The 16,080-nt window shown below is 58.4% G+C and carries 15 protein-coding genes and 2 pseudogenes; 12 read left to right on the top strand and 5 right to left on the bottom strand.

Features of this window, described 5'->3' with window-relative positions; genetic code table 11:
* Nucleotides 1-117: 117 nt before the first annotated feature.
* From choW to RBH71_RS23465, 3 genes are all read left to right on the top strand, one after another.
* The gene (gene choW / locus RBH71_RS23475) at nt 118-969 is read left to right on the top strand and encodes a choline ABC transporter permease subunit (RefSeq protein ID WP_003513593.1); all 852 of its coding nucleotides are present in this window, start codon (nt 118-120) and stop codon (nt 967-969) included.
* On the top strand, nt 966-2,012 hold the full coding sequence (gene choV / locus RBH71_RS23470; protein WP_003513591.1) for a choline ABC transporter ATP-binding protein: 1,047 nt from the start codon (nt 966-968) through the stop codon (nt 2,010-2,012). The genes choW and choV overlap by 4 nt, the downstream gene beginning before the upstream one ends.
* A gap of 522 nt (nt 2,013-2,534) precedes the next feature.
* Nucleotides 2,535-2,858 (top strand): ArsR/SmtB family transcription factor, encoded by a 324-nt coding sequence (locus RBH71_RS23465; protein ID WP_003513586.1) that lies wholly within the window; start codon nt 2,535-2,537, stop codon nt 2,856-2,858.
* Nucleotides 2,859-2,977: 119 nt separating this feature from the next.
* Here the strand turns inward: RBH71_RS23465 and RBH71_RS23460 are convergent, their stop codons facing one another.
* Complete coding sequence (locus RBH71_RS23460; protein ID WP_003513584.1) at nt 2,978-4,153, bottom strand: DUF3095 domain-containing protein; 1,176 nt, start codon at nt 4,151-4,153, stop codon at nt 2,978-2,980.
* Nucleotides 4,154-4,440: 287 nt separating this feature from the next.
* Here RBH71_RS23460 and RBH71_RS23455 point away from each other — a divergent pair, with 287 nt between their 5' ends.
* The 4 genes from RBH71_RS23455 to queF all read left to right on the top strand — a co-directional run bounded on the left by RBH71_RS23455 (nt 4,441) and on the right by queF (nt 7,586).
* Entirely contained in the window at nt 4,441-5,547 is a 1,107-nt protein-coding gene (locus tag RBH71_RS23455; protein WP_003513582.1) for a branched-chain amino acid ABC transporter substrate-binding protein, read from the top strand.
* A 69-nt stretch (nt 5,548-5,616) separates the two neighbouring features.
* Nucleotides 5,617-6,045 carry a glyoxalase superfamily protein gene (locus RBH71_RS23450; protein WP_003513579.1) on the top strand — a complete coding sequence of 143 codons (429 nt, stop codon included), beginning with the start codon at nt 5,617-5,619 and terminating at the stop codon, nt 6,043-6,045.
* A 156-nt stretch (nt 6,046-6,201) separates the two neighbouring features.
* Nucleotides 6,202-7,104 (top strand): cation diffusion facilitator family transporter, encoded by a 903-nt coding sequence (locus RBH71_RS23445; protein ID WP_003513576.1) that lies wholly within the window; start codon nt 6,202-6,204, stop codon nt 7,102-7,104.
* Between the two features lie 17 nt (nt 7,105-7,121).
* Nucleotides 7,122-7,586: a preQ(1) synthase gene (gene queF, locus RBH71_RS23440; RefSeq protein WP_003513573.1), complete on the top strand. Its 465-nt coding sequence runs from the start codon at nt 7,122-7,124 to the stop codon at nt 7,584-7,586.
* 25 nt (nt 7,587-7,611) lie between these two features.
* Here queF and RBH71_RS23435 read toward each other — a convergent pair whose 3' ends face one another.
* Together RBH71_RS23435 and RBH71_RS23430 are read right to left on the bottom strand one after the other, a co-directional pair.
* A complete protein-coding gene (locus RBH71_RS23435; RefSeq protein ID WP_003513571.1) occupies nt 7,612-8,367 on the bottom strand; it encodes a DUF2076 domain-containing protein in 756 nt (251 codons plus the stop codon).
* A 100-nt stretch (nt 8,368-8,467) separates the two neighbouring features.
* Nucleotides 8,468-9,058, bottom strand: coding sequence for a HupE/UreJ family protein (locus RBH71_RS23430; RefSeq protein WP_003513569.1), 591 nt, complete (start codon nt 9,056-9,058; stop codon nt 8,468-8,470).
* Between the two features lie 233 nt (nt 9,059-9,291).
* On the opposite strand from RBH71_RS23430, the pseudogene RBH71_RS23425 reads away from it, so the two are divergent.
* Nucleotides 9,292-9,874, top strand: a pseudogene (locus RBH71_RS23425) (ATP-dependent Clp protease proteolytic subunit).
* 116 nt (nt 9,875-9,990) lie between these two features.
* Here the strand turns inward: RBH71_RS23425 and RBH71_RS23420 are convergent.
* Nucleotides 9,991-10,239: a pentapeptide MXKDX repeat protein gene (locus RBH71_RS23420; protein ID WP_003513561.1), complete on the bottom strand. Its 249-nt coding sequence runs from the start codon at nt 10,237-10,239 to the stop codon at nt 9,991-9,993.
* 218 nt (nt 10,240-10,457) lie between these two features.
* On the opposite strand from RBH71_RS23420, the gene RBH71_RS23415 reads away from it, so the two are divergent.
* The 4 genes from RBH71_RS23415 (at nt 10,458) to leuA (ending at nt 14,899) form a co-directional block, all read left to right on the top strand.
* Nucleotides 10,458-10,973, top strand: a complete 516-nt coding sequence (locus RBH71_RS23415) for a sigma-70 family RNA polymerase sigma factor (protein WP_003513560.1) — start codon at nt 10,458-10,460, stop codon at nt 10,971-10,973.
* The gene (locus RBH71_RS23410) at nt 10,970-11,614 is read left to right on the top strand and encodes an NrsF family protein (protein WP_003513559.1); all 645 of its coding nucleotides are present in this window, start codon (nt 10,970-10,972) and stop codon (nt 11,612-11,614) included. Before RBH71_RS23415 ends, RBH71_RS23410 begins: the two co-directional genes overlap by 4 nt.
* Nucleotides 11,615-11,702: 88 nt before the next feature.
* On the top strand, nt 11,703-12,890 hold the full coding sequence (locus RBH71_RS23405; RefSeq protein ID WP_035251911.1) for a benzoate/H(+) symporter BenE family transporter: 1,188 nt from the start codon (nt 11,703-11,705) through the stop codon (nt 12,888-12,890).
* 299 nt (nt 12,891-13,189) lie between these two features.
* On the top strand, nt 13,190-14,899 hold the full coding sequence (gene leuA, locus RBH71_RS23400; RefSeq protein ID WP_003513556.1) for a 2-isopropylmalate synthase: 1,710 nt from the start codon (nt 13,190-13,192) through the stop codon (nt 14,897-14,899).
* A 207-nt stretch (nt 14,900-15,106) separates the two neighbouring features.
* Here the strand turns inward: leuA and RBH71_RS23395 are convergent.
* A pseudogene (locus tag RBH71_RS23395) lies at nt 15,107-16,058 on the bottom strand (metallophosphoesterase family protein).
* Nucleotides 16,059-16,080: the final 22 nt, after the last annotated feature.

The following is a 16,080-nucleotide window of genomic DNA, read 5'->3' as shown; positions in this document are numbered from 1 at the left end:
CGGTGAAACGGGATCACCTTCAATGCCTGTTCTTCTTATTTTTTTGCAATTCCGGGCCCAAAACCGTTACGCATTTTTACTGGAATTGCTCTGGTTCACGAAAGGTCTTGTCTTACCGTGGAATGGCTCAGCGCTCCTGAAAACCGCCTGCCCGTCGGCCGATATGCCAAGGAGGCCATTGACTGGCTGACCGGCAATCTCGCTTTTTTCTTCGATTGGCTTTCTTTCATTTTCCAAAGCGTCATTAACGCCCTGCTTTACGTTTTGCAGGCGCCGCATCCGCTGGTCATCGTCGCGATTGTGACGGCTCTTTCAGCCTGGACGAGGCGGTCGGTCGGCATGCCGGTCTTTACGGCGCTTGGTCTGCTGTTCATCATCAATCTCGGGTACTGGAAGGCGACGACGGAAACGCTGGCGCTCGTCCTCGCCTCCAGCGCGGTCTGCATGATCATCGGCATACCGCTTGGAATACTGGCGGCGCGGCGCAAGTGGATCTATGCCGGCATGCGCCCGGTGCTGGATTTGATGCAGACCATTCCGACCTTCGTCTATCTCATTCCGGCGCTAGTGCTGTTCGGCCTCGGCATGGTTCCCGGGCTTATCGCCACTGTCATCTTCGCAATTCCCGCGCCCGTGCGCCTGACCCGTCTCGGCATCGTTTCGACGCCGCCGGCGCTGGTGGAAGCGGCCATCGCCTTCGGTGCCACGCCATCGCAGGTTCTGCGCAAGGTAGAGCTTCCCTTCGCTGCGCCGCAGATCATGGCGGGTCTTACCCAGACGATCATGCTTTCGCTTTCGATGGTGGTCATCTCCGCCCTCGTCGGCGCCAACGGCCTGGGGGTGCCGGTGGTACGCGCCTTGAACACCGTCAACATCGCCATGGGCTTCGAAGCTGGGTTGTGCATCGTCATATTGGCGATCGTTCTCGACCGACTTTTCCGCCTTCCCGGCACGGAGCATGATCTATGAGTGATGCAATCATCTTCGGAAATGTCGATATCGTCTTCGGCGACCGGCCCGAGGCGGCGCTGGCGCTGATCGACAAGGGCAGCACGCGTGACGAGATCAACGAGCAGACCGGCCTGGTCCTCGGCGTTGCGAATGCCTCGCTTTCGGTAAATGAGGGCGAGATACTCGTGCTCATGGGGCTTTCGGGCTCCGGTAAATCGACGCTGCTCAGGGCCGTTAACGGCCTTGCGCCTGTGGTGCGCGGCAATGTCAGCGTGAAGACGGCGTCCGGTTTTGTCGATCCCTATCGGGCGACGGCGAAGGCGCTGCGCGATCTGCGCATGCATACGGTTTCGATGGTCTTCCAGCAATTCGGCCTGCTGCCCTGGCGAAACGTTGCCGACAATGTCGGTTTCGGGCTGGAGCTTTCCGGGACGCCGGAAGCCGAGCGCAAGCGCATGGTGGCCGAGCAGCTTGAGCTGGTGAACCTGTCCGCCTGGGCTGACCGCAAGGTGGGGGAGCTTTCCGGCGGCATGCAGCAGCGCGTAGGGCTGGCGCGCGCCTTCGCAACCGGAGCGCCCATTCTCTTGATGGACGAGCCGTTCTCGGCGCTCGACCCGCTCATCAGAAGCCGCCTTCAGGACGAACTTCTGGAGTTCCAGAGCCGGTTGAAGAAAACCATCCTCTTCGTCAGTCACGATCTGGACGAGGCATTCCGCATCGGCAACCGCATCGCCATGATGGAGGGCGGGCGTATCATCCAGTGCGGCACGCCGCAGCAGATCGTCAAGCAACCGGCTACGCAATATGTCGCGGATTTCGTGCAGAACATGAACCCGATCTCCATGCTGACCGCCGCGGACGTGATGAAGCCAGGCGTGGACGAACAAAACGGCCGGTTGAACGTGGCCGCCACCGCCCGTCCGACATCGCCGCTGATCGATATCCTCGATGCGCTCTCGAAACATTCCGGCGCGATCGGTGTTGTCGATAATGGCGCAATTATAGGCACGATTTCCGCAGACGAAATTGTGACAGGCCTCACTCGCCACCGCAAGAAATGAGAAACACTCGCATTGGTCGAGAAAACGAAAGGCCTTCCTCACCGGAAGGCCTTTTTGTATTACCTAATGCTGGTATAAAGAAAAAGAATACCCAAGACATTATAAGTTATGCATTAAAATAATTACGAATAAAAAGCATATTGCAAACTTTGAGAAAATTGCGCAAAGTAAAACTAGATTCTGTACCTCCTTGCTAAATTTAAGGTGGTGTAAGGTAGTGGTCACGAAGCCAGACATTGGAAGACAAGATTTGTGTGCTCAATTTTTGATTGTTTTTTGCTCCAAATACTACTGAGAATGTAGCAGTTTGTTGCTAAAATGACGAAAAACAGGCGAAAGTCTGAAAATTTGATCAAGATGTCCAGGTAAATGATCAATGAAGAATAGTCTTGGAGGGGGACACGATATAAGCAAGATTTAGGTATATACAACGTATCGACTGAATTATAAAAAACACCTTTTGGACCACCTATAATAGCCACCATGACGGTCTTTCCGACTGTCATCAGGAGACTTGAGCGTATGGATAACCAATCTCTGTCGGAACATAGCATCGCCGCTGCAGACTTGCTCTCAGCGATGGCAAATCCCAAGCGCCTGATGATCTTGTGCACGCTGGTGGATACGGAAGTGCCGGTCGGTGTTCTCGCCTCCCAAGTTGGTCTCAGCCAGTCCGCGCTCTCGCAACATCTTTCGAAATTGCGTGCCCAGCGGCTGGTGAAAACAAGACGGGATGCTCAGACCATCTATTATTCCAGCAATTCCGAATCCGTCAAAAAAATCCTCGCTTCCCTCGAGGAGATTTATTGCCAGGTGCAGAAGAGCAGCAAGACTGCTGCCGCTTGATCTAACGGCCATCCCACGGCCCGACGGTGCCATTCCGTTGAAACCGGCGCATGACGCCGGTTTTTTCTTTTTTTGGCGTCTGGCTCGCATGTAATGCGGTGAAAAGTCGCCCGCGCCACTCAGGGCGAAGACGCAGCCTGTATCTGTTGCTTTAGGCGGCTTGCCGCAGCCGCATATCCACCGTCGGCACCATCGACGAAATGCATATGGTCCTTCGAAAGCGGGGAGGGCACGATACAGGTCATCAATGCGGCGTCCTGCTCGTGCAGGCCGAAATAGCAGGTGCCGGAAAGGCGCCCCAGCTCCAGCCGCGCACGGATTTTTTCGAGCCTCTCGGCGTCGATATCAACCGTCATTTTCAGGCCATCGTCGAATTTCCGGAAATCGGTGTTGCTGGCAACCGAGCGACGATAGCGATCCGCATTAAACCGTCCGAGCGACAATCCCGTCATGCCGAGGAAATTCACGAGGAAGCTCTCGCCGAGAATGCGCAGCGAACGGCGCACCTTGCCCCAGCTATCGTGATAGGCCGCACCTGCCCTGGCTTCCAGACCGAGGCCTTCCCGCACGAAGCCCAGTTTCGGCCCATCCTCCGGCACGGGGTGGCCTTGTCTTGCATCCTGCGTGGCCAGATCGACGAGATCGATGACCAGCTGGCGGAATGCCGGCATATCCAGTGAGGGTCCCGGCATGGCGATGATCGACACCACCTTGCCATGGGTTGCCGGAATGGGGTTCCAGCGGCACGAAAGGCCGGTCAGGTCCGGCCGCCCGCCTGTCGCAACCGTAGGCAGGGCATATTGCCCCTCCTTCATCCGCGCCTCGGCCCAGCTGTTGCCACCGCCCGAAAACATGGCGTAGGAAACATCCTCGCTTGCCTGAAAGCGCGCGACGCGCACATCGAAACCGTTGTTGCGTATGTCCTCCACCGGAACAAGCGCCACACGCATCGAAAGGTCGAGATCGTCCTTCACCCAGCGCTGCACGTTCGAAAGGGCGGTGCGCGCAAGGGATATCCCGTTCGGTGGCACCGCGACGGCGGCTCCATCGCCACCGAACACGAAGGGCAGGTCGTGACGCCCGAGGCTGTTCGATATGCCTGAGATGACCGCAGCGCCCGCCATGTTGACGGACTTATATCTGCCGGTGCCGATCGCCCCTGTCGAATCGATGATATCGGCAATGGCCAGCGCCCATCCCGGCGGCAGGGCGCGATAAAGCGCCGGGTCGGCCACGTCCTCGAAATGTCGGAAGACGGGCAGACCCGTCAGAAATTCGTCATCTGCTGTTATCATGCCGCCATTATCCTCCTGCGGCGACCAAACGCCAAGCGTTTACGCCGTTGCGCTCGCCCGTTTCGATGACACGATCGAGGCTGGCCTGACGATAGATTTACCGCGAATAGACCTTATCCAGCAAAGGTGACTTGCATAAGCCATCAAACCTTCCGTATGAGTTGAAATGAAGGCTCGGAATTCAAAAATGGAACGGGTTTTCGCCGGGAGGCGTCCGCGAAGTTTCATTCGGTCGGCGCCCAAGGCGCTCATCGGGGCTGAGACCCCATTTCCAAGGAGACACCAGGATGAAACTGAAGACATTGACCAGCGTGACGCTTGCAGCGTCCTTCGCATTCGCACCGCTTGCCCATGCCGAAATCGTCATCGGCCTGATTGCGCCGCTTACCGGTCCCGTCGCCGCCTATGGCGACCAGGTCAAGAACGGCGCTCAGACGGCAGTCAATGAAATCAACAAGAAGGGCGGCATTCTCGGAGAGCAGGTCGTTCTGAAGCTTGCAGACGATGGCGGCGAGCCGAAGCAGGGTGTGTCGGCCGCAAACCAGCTGGTTGCCGAAGGCATCCATTTCGTCGTCGGTCCAGTGACCTCCGGCGTTGCCATTCCGGCATCGGACGTGTTTGCTGAAAACGGTGTCCTGATGATCACCCCCACGGCGACCTCGCCGGGCCTGACGAACCGTGGCCTTACCAATGTTTTCCGCACTTGCGGTCGGGACGACCAGCAGGCAGAAGTGGCGGCGAAATACGTTCTTGCCAAGCTTAAGGACAAGAAGGTCGCCATCATTCACGACAAGGGCGCTTACGGTAAGGGTCTGGCGGATGCCTTCAAGACCACGCTGAATGCCGGTGGCGTTACCGAAGTTCTCTATGACGCGCTGACACCAGGCGAAAAGGATCTCGGCGCGCTGACGGCCCGCCTGAAGTCTGAAAATGTCGATATCGTCTATTTCGGCGGTTACCATCCGGAAGCCGGCCTTCTGGTGCGTCAGTTGAACGATATCGGCGCCAAGGCTGCCGTTATCGGCGGTGACGGCCTGTCGAACAGCGAGTTCTGGAACATCGGTGCCAAGGCTGGTGAAGGCACGATCTTCACCAACGCCTCCGACGCCCTGAAGAACGAGGATTCCAAGGCTGCTGCCGAAGCTCTAAAGGCCGCCAACATTCCTGCGGAAGCCTTCACCCTTAACGCTTACGCTGCCGTCGAAGTGCTGAAGGCCGGCATCGAGAAGGCTGGAAGCGCAAAGGATTCCGAAGCGGTCATCACGGCTCTGAAGAGCGGTGACGCTTTCGCCACGGCGATCGGCAAGGTCACCTATGGCGAGAGTGGCGACCTGTCATCGCAGGCTTTCTCGCTCTACAAGTGGCAGGACGGCAAGATCGTCGCAGCCGAATAAGGATCAGGCGTACCGGCCGCATCCGTTGCGGCCGGTACCATCTCCGTTGCGTGACTAGGGGCAAGCAGAATGGGCAGTGACGTGGACGCCCGGGATGCAAGCGCGGCGGGCGGGGAAAACCTTCCTCACATTGGCTTTGCGCGGATATTCCCGATTCTCAGAGTTTTCGATGAGGCCAAGGCGCGGGAATTCTATGTTGATTTTCTCGGTTTCAAGGTCGACTGGGAACACCGCTTCGGCGAAAACTTCCCGCTCTACATGCAGGTTTCGCGGGCCGGAATGGGGCTTCACCTCAGCGGCCATCATGGCGACGCGACGCCGGGCTCCAATATCTTCGCCACCATGCACGGCGTGCATGCCTTCCAAAAAGAGCTGGCGGGCAAAGACTACCGCTTCCTGAAGCCTGGTGTCGAAGAATTGCCCTGGGGCGATGTCATGGAAGTCATCGATCCATTCGGCAACCGTATCCGTTTCTGTGAGCAGAAAAGCGAGGGGTGACGTCTTCGACGTGACCTCATGGGTCTTGACCTCGGCTGCGGTTTGAACGATAGGAAGCGCAAATAGCGAGCCGCGTGCACGGAGACCCCGTGCGCGCGGTTCGTGCGTTTTGGCGGTCAGTTCTGCAATTCGTTCGCATCCGCACGGGGGCAAAAAATGAACACTGAAGGCAATGCACTGGTAAGGAAGCTCGCATTCTGGGGCATTCCACTTTCTTTCGGCGTGCTTGGCCTCAAGCTCGTGGCCTGGTGGGTCACAGGGTCGGTAGCGCTGCTGTCGGACGGTCTGGAATCGACCGTCAACGTTGTTGCGGCCTTCATTGCCTATTTCGTCATCCGTTATGCGCAGAAGCCCGCAGATGACGATCACCAGTTCGGCCATCACAAGGCGGAATATATCTCGGCTGTCGTCGAGGGCGTGCTGATCGTCGTCGCCGCACTTCTGATCGTGCAGGAAGCCTGGGGTGGTCTCTTCAACCCGAAGCTGCCGGAAGCGCCGGTTCTCGGTCTTGCCATCAACGCGTCAGCGGGCGTCATCAACGCCGTCTGGGCGACAATCCTCATCCGCGTCGGCCGGAAATACGCTTCTCCCGCCCTCAAGGCGGATGGTCATCATATCATGTCGGATGTCGTAACGTCCGCAGGGGTTCTGGTCGGTCTGGTTCTGGCGCTTCTGACGGGTTACGCCATTCTCGATCCGCTGCTCGCCATTCTGGTGGCCATCAACATCCTGTTCCAGGGATCGAAGGTCATTTTGCATTCGCTCGGCGGGTTGATGGACCGGGCGGTGGAACCGGAAGAAGACGAGGCGATCAAGAAGGCGATCGCCGAAAATTCCGTCGGCATCATCGGCGTGCATGATCTTAGAACCCGCCGCGCCGGTTCGGCCGCCTTCATCGATTTCCACGTCGTTGTTCCCGCCCCGATGACGGTGCGCGAGGCGCATGATATTTGCGACCGCCTTGAAGATGCCATAAGGGAAGTCATACCGGGTGCCAGCCTTGCCATTCACGTCGAGCCGGAAGGCGAAAAGGCGCATGGCGTCAAAGTGATCGTTTGAATAAGCAGGAGTTTTCCATGTCCGTGACGGATGTTTCCAGCCTGTCGCAGCTGGGCGCGAAGGTCGATATGCCCGAGAGCCCTGAAAAGGCCATTCTCGAAAAGGTGCCGAACGGCAATGCCGGTACCGATTATGTGGTGCGGTTCACAGCACCCGAATTCACCTCGCTTTGCCCGATGACCGGACAGCCGGATTTCGCCCATATCGTCATCGACTATATTGCCGGTGATTTCCTGGTGGAATCGAAGTCGCTGAAGCTGTTCCTGCAATCCTTCCGCAACCACGGCGCATTTCACGAGGATTGCTCGGTCTATATCGCCAGGCGGCTGGTGGAGTTGTTGCAGCCGAAATGGCTGCGCATCGGCGCTTACTGGTATCCGCGCGGCGGTATTCCGATTGACGTTTTCTGGCAGACCGGACCGGTGCCTGAGGGCGTGTGGTTGCCGGATCAGGGTGTGCCGACCTATCGCGGCCGCGGCTGATCCGGCTTTTCACGGTTGAAAACGTTCAGGCGAACGACCCGTCGTCGCCTTGATCGAAATCGTCATCGGCGCTGTCGTCGTAGTCGGCCTGCTGGACATCGTTACTATTGTCCGGCTGGGAGGAACTGTCGCCGTAGTAGTTGTTGATGACGGTTTCTTCGACCGGTGCATTGTTGCTCAGCGGATTGCCGCTGCCGAATGGCGAGCCAATGCCGAGCGACGATGCGTGGTTGCCGAAAATACCGCTCAGCGAATTGGCGAGCAGCATGCCGCCGGCAACACCTGCAGCAGCGCCGAGCGCACCTTGCAGGAAACCGCCGCCGGAGCGTCCGGCTGCTGCGGGTTGCTGGCTCCAGAGGCCACCGGGCTGCTGATCAGGTGCGCGGCCGGCTGGTGAGCCCCAGGGACCGGCTGTCTGGCCTGCGGTATCGTTGCGCCATGATGTCTGGGGCGGTGGCGAGACGGGCGCCGGAGCAGGTGATTGCTGTTGGCCGGTGCCGAAGATCGAACTCAGAAAACCACCCTGTGCGGCTGCTTGCGGGGCCGCATTACCGCTTTCCAGCGCATGGATGCGGTCTTCGAGCTGTTGGATGTGTGCTGCTGCCGCTTCCAGACCCTTTTCCTGAACAATCACAGCCTGGGCGAGATAATAGGGGGCTGCGGGCTGATCGCGCACGGCATCTGCGATCAATATTTCCGCCTCGCGGTCGCGCGGAGTGGCGGATGCGGCTTTTGTCCTGTCGAACAGGGCCTTGAGAAGTTGGCTTTCTTCCGGTGACATATGATGCCTCCTTACCGTGAAGCGGAAATCAACGATAAGGAGGTAAGTCCAAATTCAGGCTTTTCAAAGCGGTCGAAACTTTAAATTTCGGTAATGATCGTCACCCGCCGAAGGCAAGCGAAAGGCCCGCTATTGCCGTCAGCGCGCCGGCGGTACGGCTTGCGGCCGAGCCGAAACGGGCAATGCGCAGGCCAAGCACGATGCCTGCGAGATGCAGGATCGCGGTTGCTATCATGAAACCGATGCCGAATTGCAGGGCGCCGGCGCTGCCGAGTTCACCGCCATGGGCATGGCCGTGGAAAAGGGCAAAAGCGCCGACCACGGCCGCAGCGGCTGCCGTCGGCAGCTTTGCAGCAATCGTGACCAGCAGGCCGAGGCCGATGACGGAGGCCAGGATGGCCGGTTCGACAAACGGAAGGCCGATGCCATAAACGGCCATCAGGAAACCAATGGCCATGGTGCCGACGAAGGCGGCAGGCACGATCCACAGCGCCTTGCGGTCATTCTGCGCCATGGCGATCTGCGATGCCCAGAGACCGACGGCAACCATTGCAAGAATATGATCCGCACCGAAGAAGGGGTGGGAGACGCCAGCCATGAAGGAGCCGTGTTCTTCGGGGTTCAAATGGGCGAAAGCGGGCAAGGCGGTGGCGCCGAGCGCTGCGGCAGCAAGGCTTAGTCTTTTCAGCATGATTCCCTCTTTTGATTATCGCCGCCAGCAAGGGGATCTTGGGGTTCCCGCAATCGGCGGCACTGCAATGAGGACCTGACGATACCGCGAACCCGGAGAGGCTGTCCATGCGTCATCTGCCGGGGGCGATGTTTATTGTTGGGGCGCAAACCTTGCCTTTTTTGCTCATTGCCTTACGTAACAAGTCGCACTATGTCCGAAGGGCATGCATGAATTACGCTGGAGAGCCGCTGATGAACGAAGACGAAGACGACAAGAGCAAGGAACTGCCGATCGGCAAGGAAACGGAAGCGAATCTTTTCAAGTCGCGTTCGATCTTCATCTATGGTGGCATCACGCAGGAATTGGCGCAGAAGGTCTGCACGCAGCTCGTGGCACTTGCCGCCGCCAGCGACGACGACATTCGCGTTTACGTCAATTCGCCGGGCGGCCATGTCGAGATCGGGTGATTCGATCCATGACATGATCAAGTTCATCAAGCCGAAGGTTTATATCATCGGTACGGGCTGGGTCGCTTCCGCTGGCGCGCTGATCTATGTTTCGGTGCCGAAGGAACGTCGCCTTTGCCTGCCGAACACCCGCTTCCTGCTGCACCAGCCCTCCGGCGGCACGCGCGGCATGGCATCCGACATCGAAATCCAGGCCCGCGAAATCATCAAGATGAACCAGCGCCTGATCAAGATCTTCGCCAAGGCCACCGGCCAGAGCGAAGAAAAGATCGCCAAGGACATCGATCGCGATTACTGGCTCGGCGCTGAAGAAGCCAAGGGCTACGGCCTCGTCGGCAAGATCGTCGAGAGCCAGTCGGAAGTTTAAGGTTTTGATTTTTAGTTGAGAGAGCCCGTGCCGGTGGAAACCGGCACGGGCTTTTTTCATTCAGGCCGGATGATACGTGCCGCTCTCGGTCATGTGCATTGAATGTTCGGCCGGCATCACTTCATCGTGTTGCAGGCCTTCATCATGTCGGCTTTTTTCATCTTGTTCATTTCCATGTCAGCCTTGTGCATGCAGTCCTTTTTGGATGCCATGGACATGTCGCCTTTTTTCATCGTCTGCGTCTTCATGGTGTCGTTGTGCATTTTCGTCATATCGGTCTTCATGCCGTCGGCATGGGCGATGCCTGCGAAAGAAAGAACAGACAGCATGGAAGCGGTGGCGATGGTGGTAAAAATGCGGGTCATGAAAGATCTCCTCTGGACGTCATTAAATGTCCGCCGGCGTTGCACCGGGGCTCACGATTGTCCATTCGGTGGGGATCCGTGTGTCGTTACACGCTCACGCGTTTGTGACATCATATTCGGGCGAGATTCTTTTCACGCCATTATGTAACAATATCCCGCCGATTGCGAATAACCCGATAGTGACGATGACAGGCAGCCTTTCGGAAGAGACATTAAAAATGCTGATGCTGCGTTCCCTCGATGGGGACGAGGGCGCTTACAGGCATTTGCTCCATGCCCTACGCAGGCTGCTGACAGCCTATTTCGACCGGCGCATGAGGGCCGCTTCACGGGGGGATGTGGAAGATCTCGTTCAGGAAACCCTGTTGTCGCTTCACGCCAAACGCGAGACCTATGATCGAGCAAGGCCGTTTACCGCCTGGTTCTTTTCGATAGCGCGCTACAAACTCATCGATCACTACAGGGGCAGGGGTGCGCGCCAGCTTTCGGAAGTGGAACTTGATGAGACGCTGGAAGCGGGATCGTCCGTCGATCAGGTCACGGCACGTATGGATGTGGAACGGTTGCTCGACGAGTTGCCGCAGCGGCAACGCGACCTCATTCGCAGGGTAAAACTCGAGGGTCAGTCAATCGCCGAAGCGGCCCAAAAATCCGGCCAGACCGAGCTTGCGGCGAGGGTCGGCATTCACAGGACGCTTAAAATGCTGGCGGCAAAGTTGCGAGGCGAAACGTGAGGAAGACGGAAGACATCATTGAACAACTGGCAAGCGGCCTCAAGCCCGTGCCTGCCTTGTCACTGGAGCGCCGGCTGGCGCTGGCCGTCCTGCCCGGCCTTGGCGTTTCGCTGTTGCTGATGCTTGCAATTCTCGGGCCGAGGGTCGACATGCACGACGCCTTGACCGAGCTGGGATTCTGGATCAAGTCCGCCTATAACGCCCTGCTGGCCCTGACTGCGTTTTTCGCGGTCGGCCGCCTTACCCGCCCCGAGGGGAACAGCGGCTGCCTTTTCATTTGGCTTGCGCTAATTTTCGTTGTGATGGCGGCGATAGCGCTCGTACAGCTGGGGTTTGCCTTTCCGGACAATTACAGGACGCTTGTTCTGGGGTCGTCCGCGCTGCATTGCCCGTTTTTGATCGTCGCTTTCGCGCTTCCGGTATTCCTGGCGAATTTTTCAGTTCTCAAACGCTCAGCCCCGGCTGATCCAGCCCTGGCAGGTTTTGTGGCTGGCATTGCGGCGGGTGCAGCCGGAGCCTGGGTTTATTCCTGGTTCTGCACCGAAAACGGCATGGCTTTCGTGCTGATCTGGTATTCGCTTGGCATTTTCATCACCGGCCTTATCGGCGCTTTTGCCGGTTCGCGTTTTCTGCGCTGGTAAAAGGCGTACCTGTTCAGCCTGCGGGCATCTTGCCAGCGGTTGGGTTTTTTGATCTTCAAGGGAAACAGAAGATCCGGGAACCGCCATGTTGATGAAAGATTTTTCCGTACAGAGCCTGTTCATGGGGTGCCTGACCGCCTTTGTCGGCTTTGCCAGTTCTTTCGCCGTCGTGTTGCAGGGCCTGAAGGCTGTCGGTGCGACGGATTTCGAGGCAGCGTCAGGGCTGATGGCGCTTTCGGTGGCGATGGGGGTTTGCGCGATAGCGCTTTCAGTCGCGACGCGGATGCCTGTCAGCATCGCATGGTCGACTCCTGGTGCAGCCCTGCTGGCGACCACAGGCGTGATCGAGGGCGGTTTTCCGGCCGCCGTGGGCGGGTTCATCATCTGCGCCATATTGATCATCATTGCCGGCCTGTTCCGGCCGCTCGGAAAGGCGGTGGCCTCCATTCCAGCGCCACTTGCCAACGCCATGCTCTCCGGGGTCATCATCGGCCTGTGTTTTGCGCCGATCAAGGCGATCGGCTTTAACCCGGCGCTCGGATTGCCGATCATTCTTGCCTGGATCGTGGTGGGAGCCTTTAAACGACTTTTCGCCGTGCCTGCGGCACTTGCCGCTTTCGTGCTGGTGATGATCTTCGGTGTCGATATTCCGGCGGGGGCGCTTGACCGTGTGGCGCAATCGCTGACGCCTCCGATGGAGTGGGTGACGCCCGTCTTCAGCCTGCACGCCGTCATTTCCATCGCGCTGCCGCTCTTCATAGTCACCATGGCGTCGCAGAATATTCCCGGTATCGCAGTGCTGAAGGTCAATCACTACGATCCGCAGCCCGGACCGCTTTTCGCGGCGACCGGCTTCTTCTCACTGCTTTCCGCACCCTTCGGCGGCCATGCAGTCAATCTTGCCGCGATTACGGCGGCGATGTGCGCTGGCGAGGACGCCCATCCCGATCCGAAACGGCGCTATTGGGCGGCGATCATCGGCGGTGTGGGCTACATCGTCTTCGGCCTGCTGGCGGGCGCGGTCACGGCTTTCGTGGCACTGGCGCCGCCTGTCCTCATTCAGGCGGTGGCGGGGCTTGCACTGGTGGGCGCCTTTTCCGGCTCTGCCGTTGCGGCTTTCAGGGATCCGGAAACACGCGAGGCAGCGGCGATCACCTTCCTCATCACCGCCTCCGGCCTTTCCTTCGCCGGTGTCTCCGGTGCCTTCTGGGGGCTGATCGGTGGCGGGTTGATGATGGCTTTGACCGGTTTTGTAAAAGGATTGAAGAGACAATAGCCCTTGCATCCAAATATTTCGCCGATTATAAGCTTGCCCATGAGCAACAGCATCGCAACCATTTCCGGCATGAGCGCGCAGATTTCTGCGATTGCCTCTCCGTGCGGTGCACTCTCGCTTCTTAGCCTCGACCTTACACGCGGTTGCCGGGTCCAGTGAGGAGCGCCCGGCGGCCGAAAGCCCGCTGGCGCAAACGCTCCTCATCTCGAAATCTCATTTTATACTGGATTTAGGCCCTTGAGGGCCGCGCATCCGCCGATGGCTCGAGAAGCCCGCGGAATGCGCAAGGAGGAAGCGAAATGGACGGCAAGATCACCAATATTTCCAAAGGCATGTCGGACGCGAACGTCAAGTATCGCCCTTACCCGACCATCAATATTCCTGACCGCACGTGGCCGGGCAAGACCATCACCAAGGCACCGATCTGGTGTTCGGTGGACCTGCGTGACGGCAACCAGTCGCTGGTCAACCCCATGGGCCATGACCGCAAGGCCCGCATGTTCAAGCTGCTGCTCGAAATGGGCTTCAAGGAAATCGAGATCGGTTTCCCCTCCGCTTCGCAGACGGACTTCGATTTTGCCCGCTGGTGCGTGGAGCAGGGCAATGTGCCTGAGGATGTTTCCCTGCAGGTGCTGGTGCAGTGCCGTCCGGAACTGATCACCCGCACCTTCGAAGCGCTGGAAGGCGCCAACAAGCCGATCATCCACTTCTACAACTCCACCTCGGAATTGCAGCGCCGCGTGGTATTCGGCAAGGACGTGCACGGCATCAAGCAGATTGCTGTCGATGCCGCCAAGATGATCACCGACATGGCGGCCAAGGCCGGCGGCGGTTTCCGCTTCGAATATTCTCCGGAAAGCTTTACCGGCACCGAGCTGGAAGTGGCGCTGGAAATCTGCAACGCGGTGGTCGAGGTGGTGAAGCCGACGGCGGATAACAAGCTGATCCTGAACCTGCCTTCCACCGTCGAAATGGCGACACCGAACATCTATGCAGACCAGATCGAATGGATGTGCCGCAATATCGACAATCGCGAAAACGTCATCATTTCGCTGCATCCGCACAACGACCGCGGCACTGGCATCGCTGCGACGGAGCTGGCTCTGATGGCCGGTGCGGACCGTGTCGAGGGCACGCTGTTCGGCAATGGCGAGCGCACCGGCAATGTCGACGTCGTGACGCTGGCGCTGAACATGTATACGCAGGGCGTCGATCCGGAGCTGGATTGCCGCGATATTGAGCGCATCAAGGCGGTCTACGAATATTCGAACGAGATGACCATCCCCGAGCGCCACCCTTATGTCGGCGAACTGGTCTATACGGCGTTTTCCGGCTCGCATCAGGATGCGATCAACAAAGGTATGAAGGCGATCAAGGTTGCCAATCACCCGGTATGGGAAGTGCCCTATCTGCCGATCGATCCGAAGGATGTCGGCCGCTCCTACGAGGCGATCATCCGTATCAATTCGCAGTCCGGCAAGGGTGGGATCGCCTATATTCTCCAGCAGGATTACGGCATCAACCTGCCGCGCAACCTGCAGGTGGAGTTCCGCGAAGACATCCAGCGCATCACCGATGAAGAGGGCGTGGAACTGCCGGCCAAGCGCATCTACGAGCGCTTCATGGAACGTTACGTGACGCAGCCAAATGCGCGCATCAAGTTCGTCGATCACCACACCTATCCGGCGGGCGATTTCAAGGGCGTGCGCATTGTCGCCGCCGAAATCACCGATAACGGTGAGGTGAAGCGCATCGAGGGCAAGGGCACCGGTCCTATAGACGGGTTCATTAATGCGCTGTCGGTCTATCTCGGCATCGATCTGTCGGTGAATGACTATTCCGAGCATTCGCTGCAACACGGGTCCAATGCTTCCGCCATTGCCTATGTCGAGATGGAGCATCCGGGCGGAAAATTGTTCGGCGCCGGGGTGAATACGAATATTGTTGGCGCTTCGCTAGAGGCGATTGTTTCGGCGGCCAATCGGGTACTGGAAGAGCGAGCTAGGTAAGTTCGCTTCTTGGGAGGGGCTCACCCCCCTCTGCCCTGCCGGACATCTCCCTCGAAAGGGGGAGATCGACCTGAGGCACGGTCTCGACCATCTCAACGTTCAGAATGAATTGACGAAAGAGCGTCTTGCCGATCTCCCCTTATGGGGGAGATGCCCGGCAGGACAGAGGGGAGTGAGCCACAGACCCTAACCTCAACACTCCGGTGTTTATCCCCCCAGCCGCGAAAACCCCAACGGCCTACCATTCTCATAAAATACCCTGATATCTTCAAGCCCGATACCCGTTCCGGTATCGTTGAGGCTGTGGCGTTCACAGGCGACGTTCCAGGTGCCGGGGCCACCGGAAATATGGAAGAGATTATAGGCCGCGCGCGGTTTTTCACCGCCCGGTCCCTGGCTGGCGGAGGCGATGCCGACGACCGGGATGTGCTCTTGCCCGTGGTGAGTGTTCAGCCAGTATACGGTGTTCAAATGGGTGTGGCCATGCAGTACGAGCTCGGCGCCGCCAACGCCAAGCGCTGCCGCGAAACGGCGAATGCCGAACATGCGCTTGTGGGCAGCCGCCGCACCGCGGATCGGCGGGTGATGGATCATCACCACGCGGAACAGCCCCTGTTCACCGGCTTTTTTAAGAAGTTCCGCGGTTGCGCGTGCTTGACGGTTGCCGAAATAGCCGGTGGCCGAGAAGGGCGGCGTTGCAATCGAGGTGGAGCAGCCAATCAGTGCGACGGGACCGCGCACGCGCATATAGGGGAAAATCTTGCGGTCATCGTCCCATTCCGCCGGGTCGCCATCGCCCCGCACATAAGGATACCAGGCGCGCATGGCCTTGTCGTGCGCGCCGGAAACATAGGCGTCATGATTGCCGGGAACGACCGAGATCTTTTTCAGGGTCGCCGACTTCTTCCAGCCAGTCGGCGGCGGCGCGAATTTCAATGCCTGTCGCAAGATTGACGAGATCGCCGGTAATAGCCAGATGATCCGGCGATTTGGCCTCGAGATCATCGAGCAGCTTTTCCAGCGTGTCGGTGAAAAGGTGCTTGCGGCGGTTGCGGTGCCAATTGACGAAACCGGTGATACGCTTGGATGCAAGTTCCCGGAAAGTGAGTTTTGGCAATGGCCCGAGATGGACGTCTGAAATATGCGCAAGTTTGAACATGGCGGCAGAGATAACCTATGAT

Origin of the sequence: Rhizobium sp. AN68 (assembly GCF_030758035.1) — a bacterium.
In the GTDB taxonomy this organism is placed as follows: Bacteria; Pseudomonadota; Alphaproteobacteria; order Rhizobiales; family Rhizobiaceae; genus Agrobacterium; species Agrobacterium tumefaciens.
Note: the sequence above shows the minus strand (reverse complement) of the source record. Positions and strands in the feature narration are given on the sequence as shown.

Excerpts from the sequence above, each read along its gene's own strand:
- choV (WP_003513591.1), top strand. The coding sequence starts at position 966 with ATGAGTGATGCAATCATCTTCGGAAATGTCGATATCGTCTTCGGCGAC.
- RBH71_RS23465 (WP_003513586.1), top strand. The coding sequence starts at position 2,535 with ATGGATAACCAATCTCTGTCGGAACATAGCATCGCCGCTGCAGACTTG.
- RBH71_RS23460 (WP_003513584.1), bottom strand. The coding sequence starts at position 4,153 with ATGATAACAGCAGATGACGAATTTCTGACGGGTCTGCCCGTCTTCCGA.
- RBH71_RS23455 (WP_003513582.1), top strand. The coding sequence starts at position 4,441 with ATGAAACTGAAGACATTGACCAGCGTGACGCTTGCAGCGTCCTTCGCA.
- RBH71_RS23450 (WP_003513579.1), top strand. The coding sequence starts at position 5,617 with ATGGGCAGTGACGTGGACGCCCGGGATGCAAGCGCGGCGGGCGGGGAA.
- RBH71_RS23445 (WP_003513576.1), top strand. The coding sequence starts at position 6,202 with ATGAACACTGAAGGCAATGCACTGGTAAGGAAGCTCGCATTCTGGGGC.
- queF (WP_003513573.1), top strand. The coding sequence starts at position 7,122 with ATGTCCGTGACGGATGTTTCCAGCCTGTCGCAGCTGGGCGCGAAGGTC.
- RBH71_RS23435 (WP_003513571.1), bottom strand. The coding sequence starts at position 8,367 with ATGTCACCGGAAGAAAGCCAACTTCTCAAGGCCCTGTTCGACAGGACA.
- RBH71_RS23430 (WP_003513569.1), bottom strand. The coding sequence starts at position 9,058 with ATGCTGAAAAGACTAAGCCTTGCTGCCGCAGCGCTCGGCGCCACCGCC.
- RBH71_RS23420 (WP_003513561.1), bottom strand. The coding sequence starts at position 10,239 with ATGACCCGCATTTTTACCACCATCGCCACCGCTTCCATGCTGTCTGTT.
- RBH71_RS23415 (WP_003513560.1), top strand. The coding sequence starts at position 10,458 with ATGCTGATGCTGCGTTCCCTCGATGGGGACGAGGGCGCTTACAGGCAT.
- leuA (WP_003513556.1), top strand. The coding sequence starts at position 13,190 with ATGGACGGCAAGATCACCAATATTTCCAAAGGCATGTCGGACGCGAAC.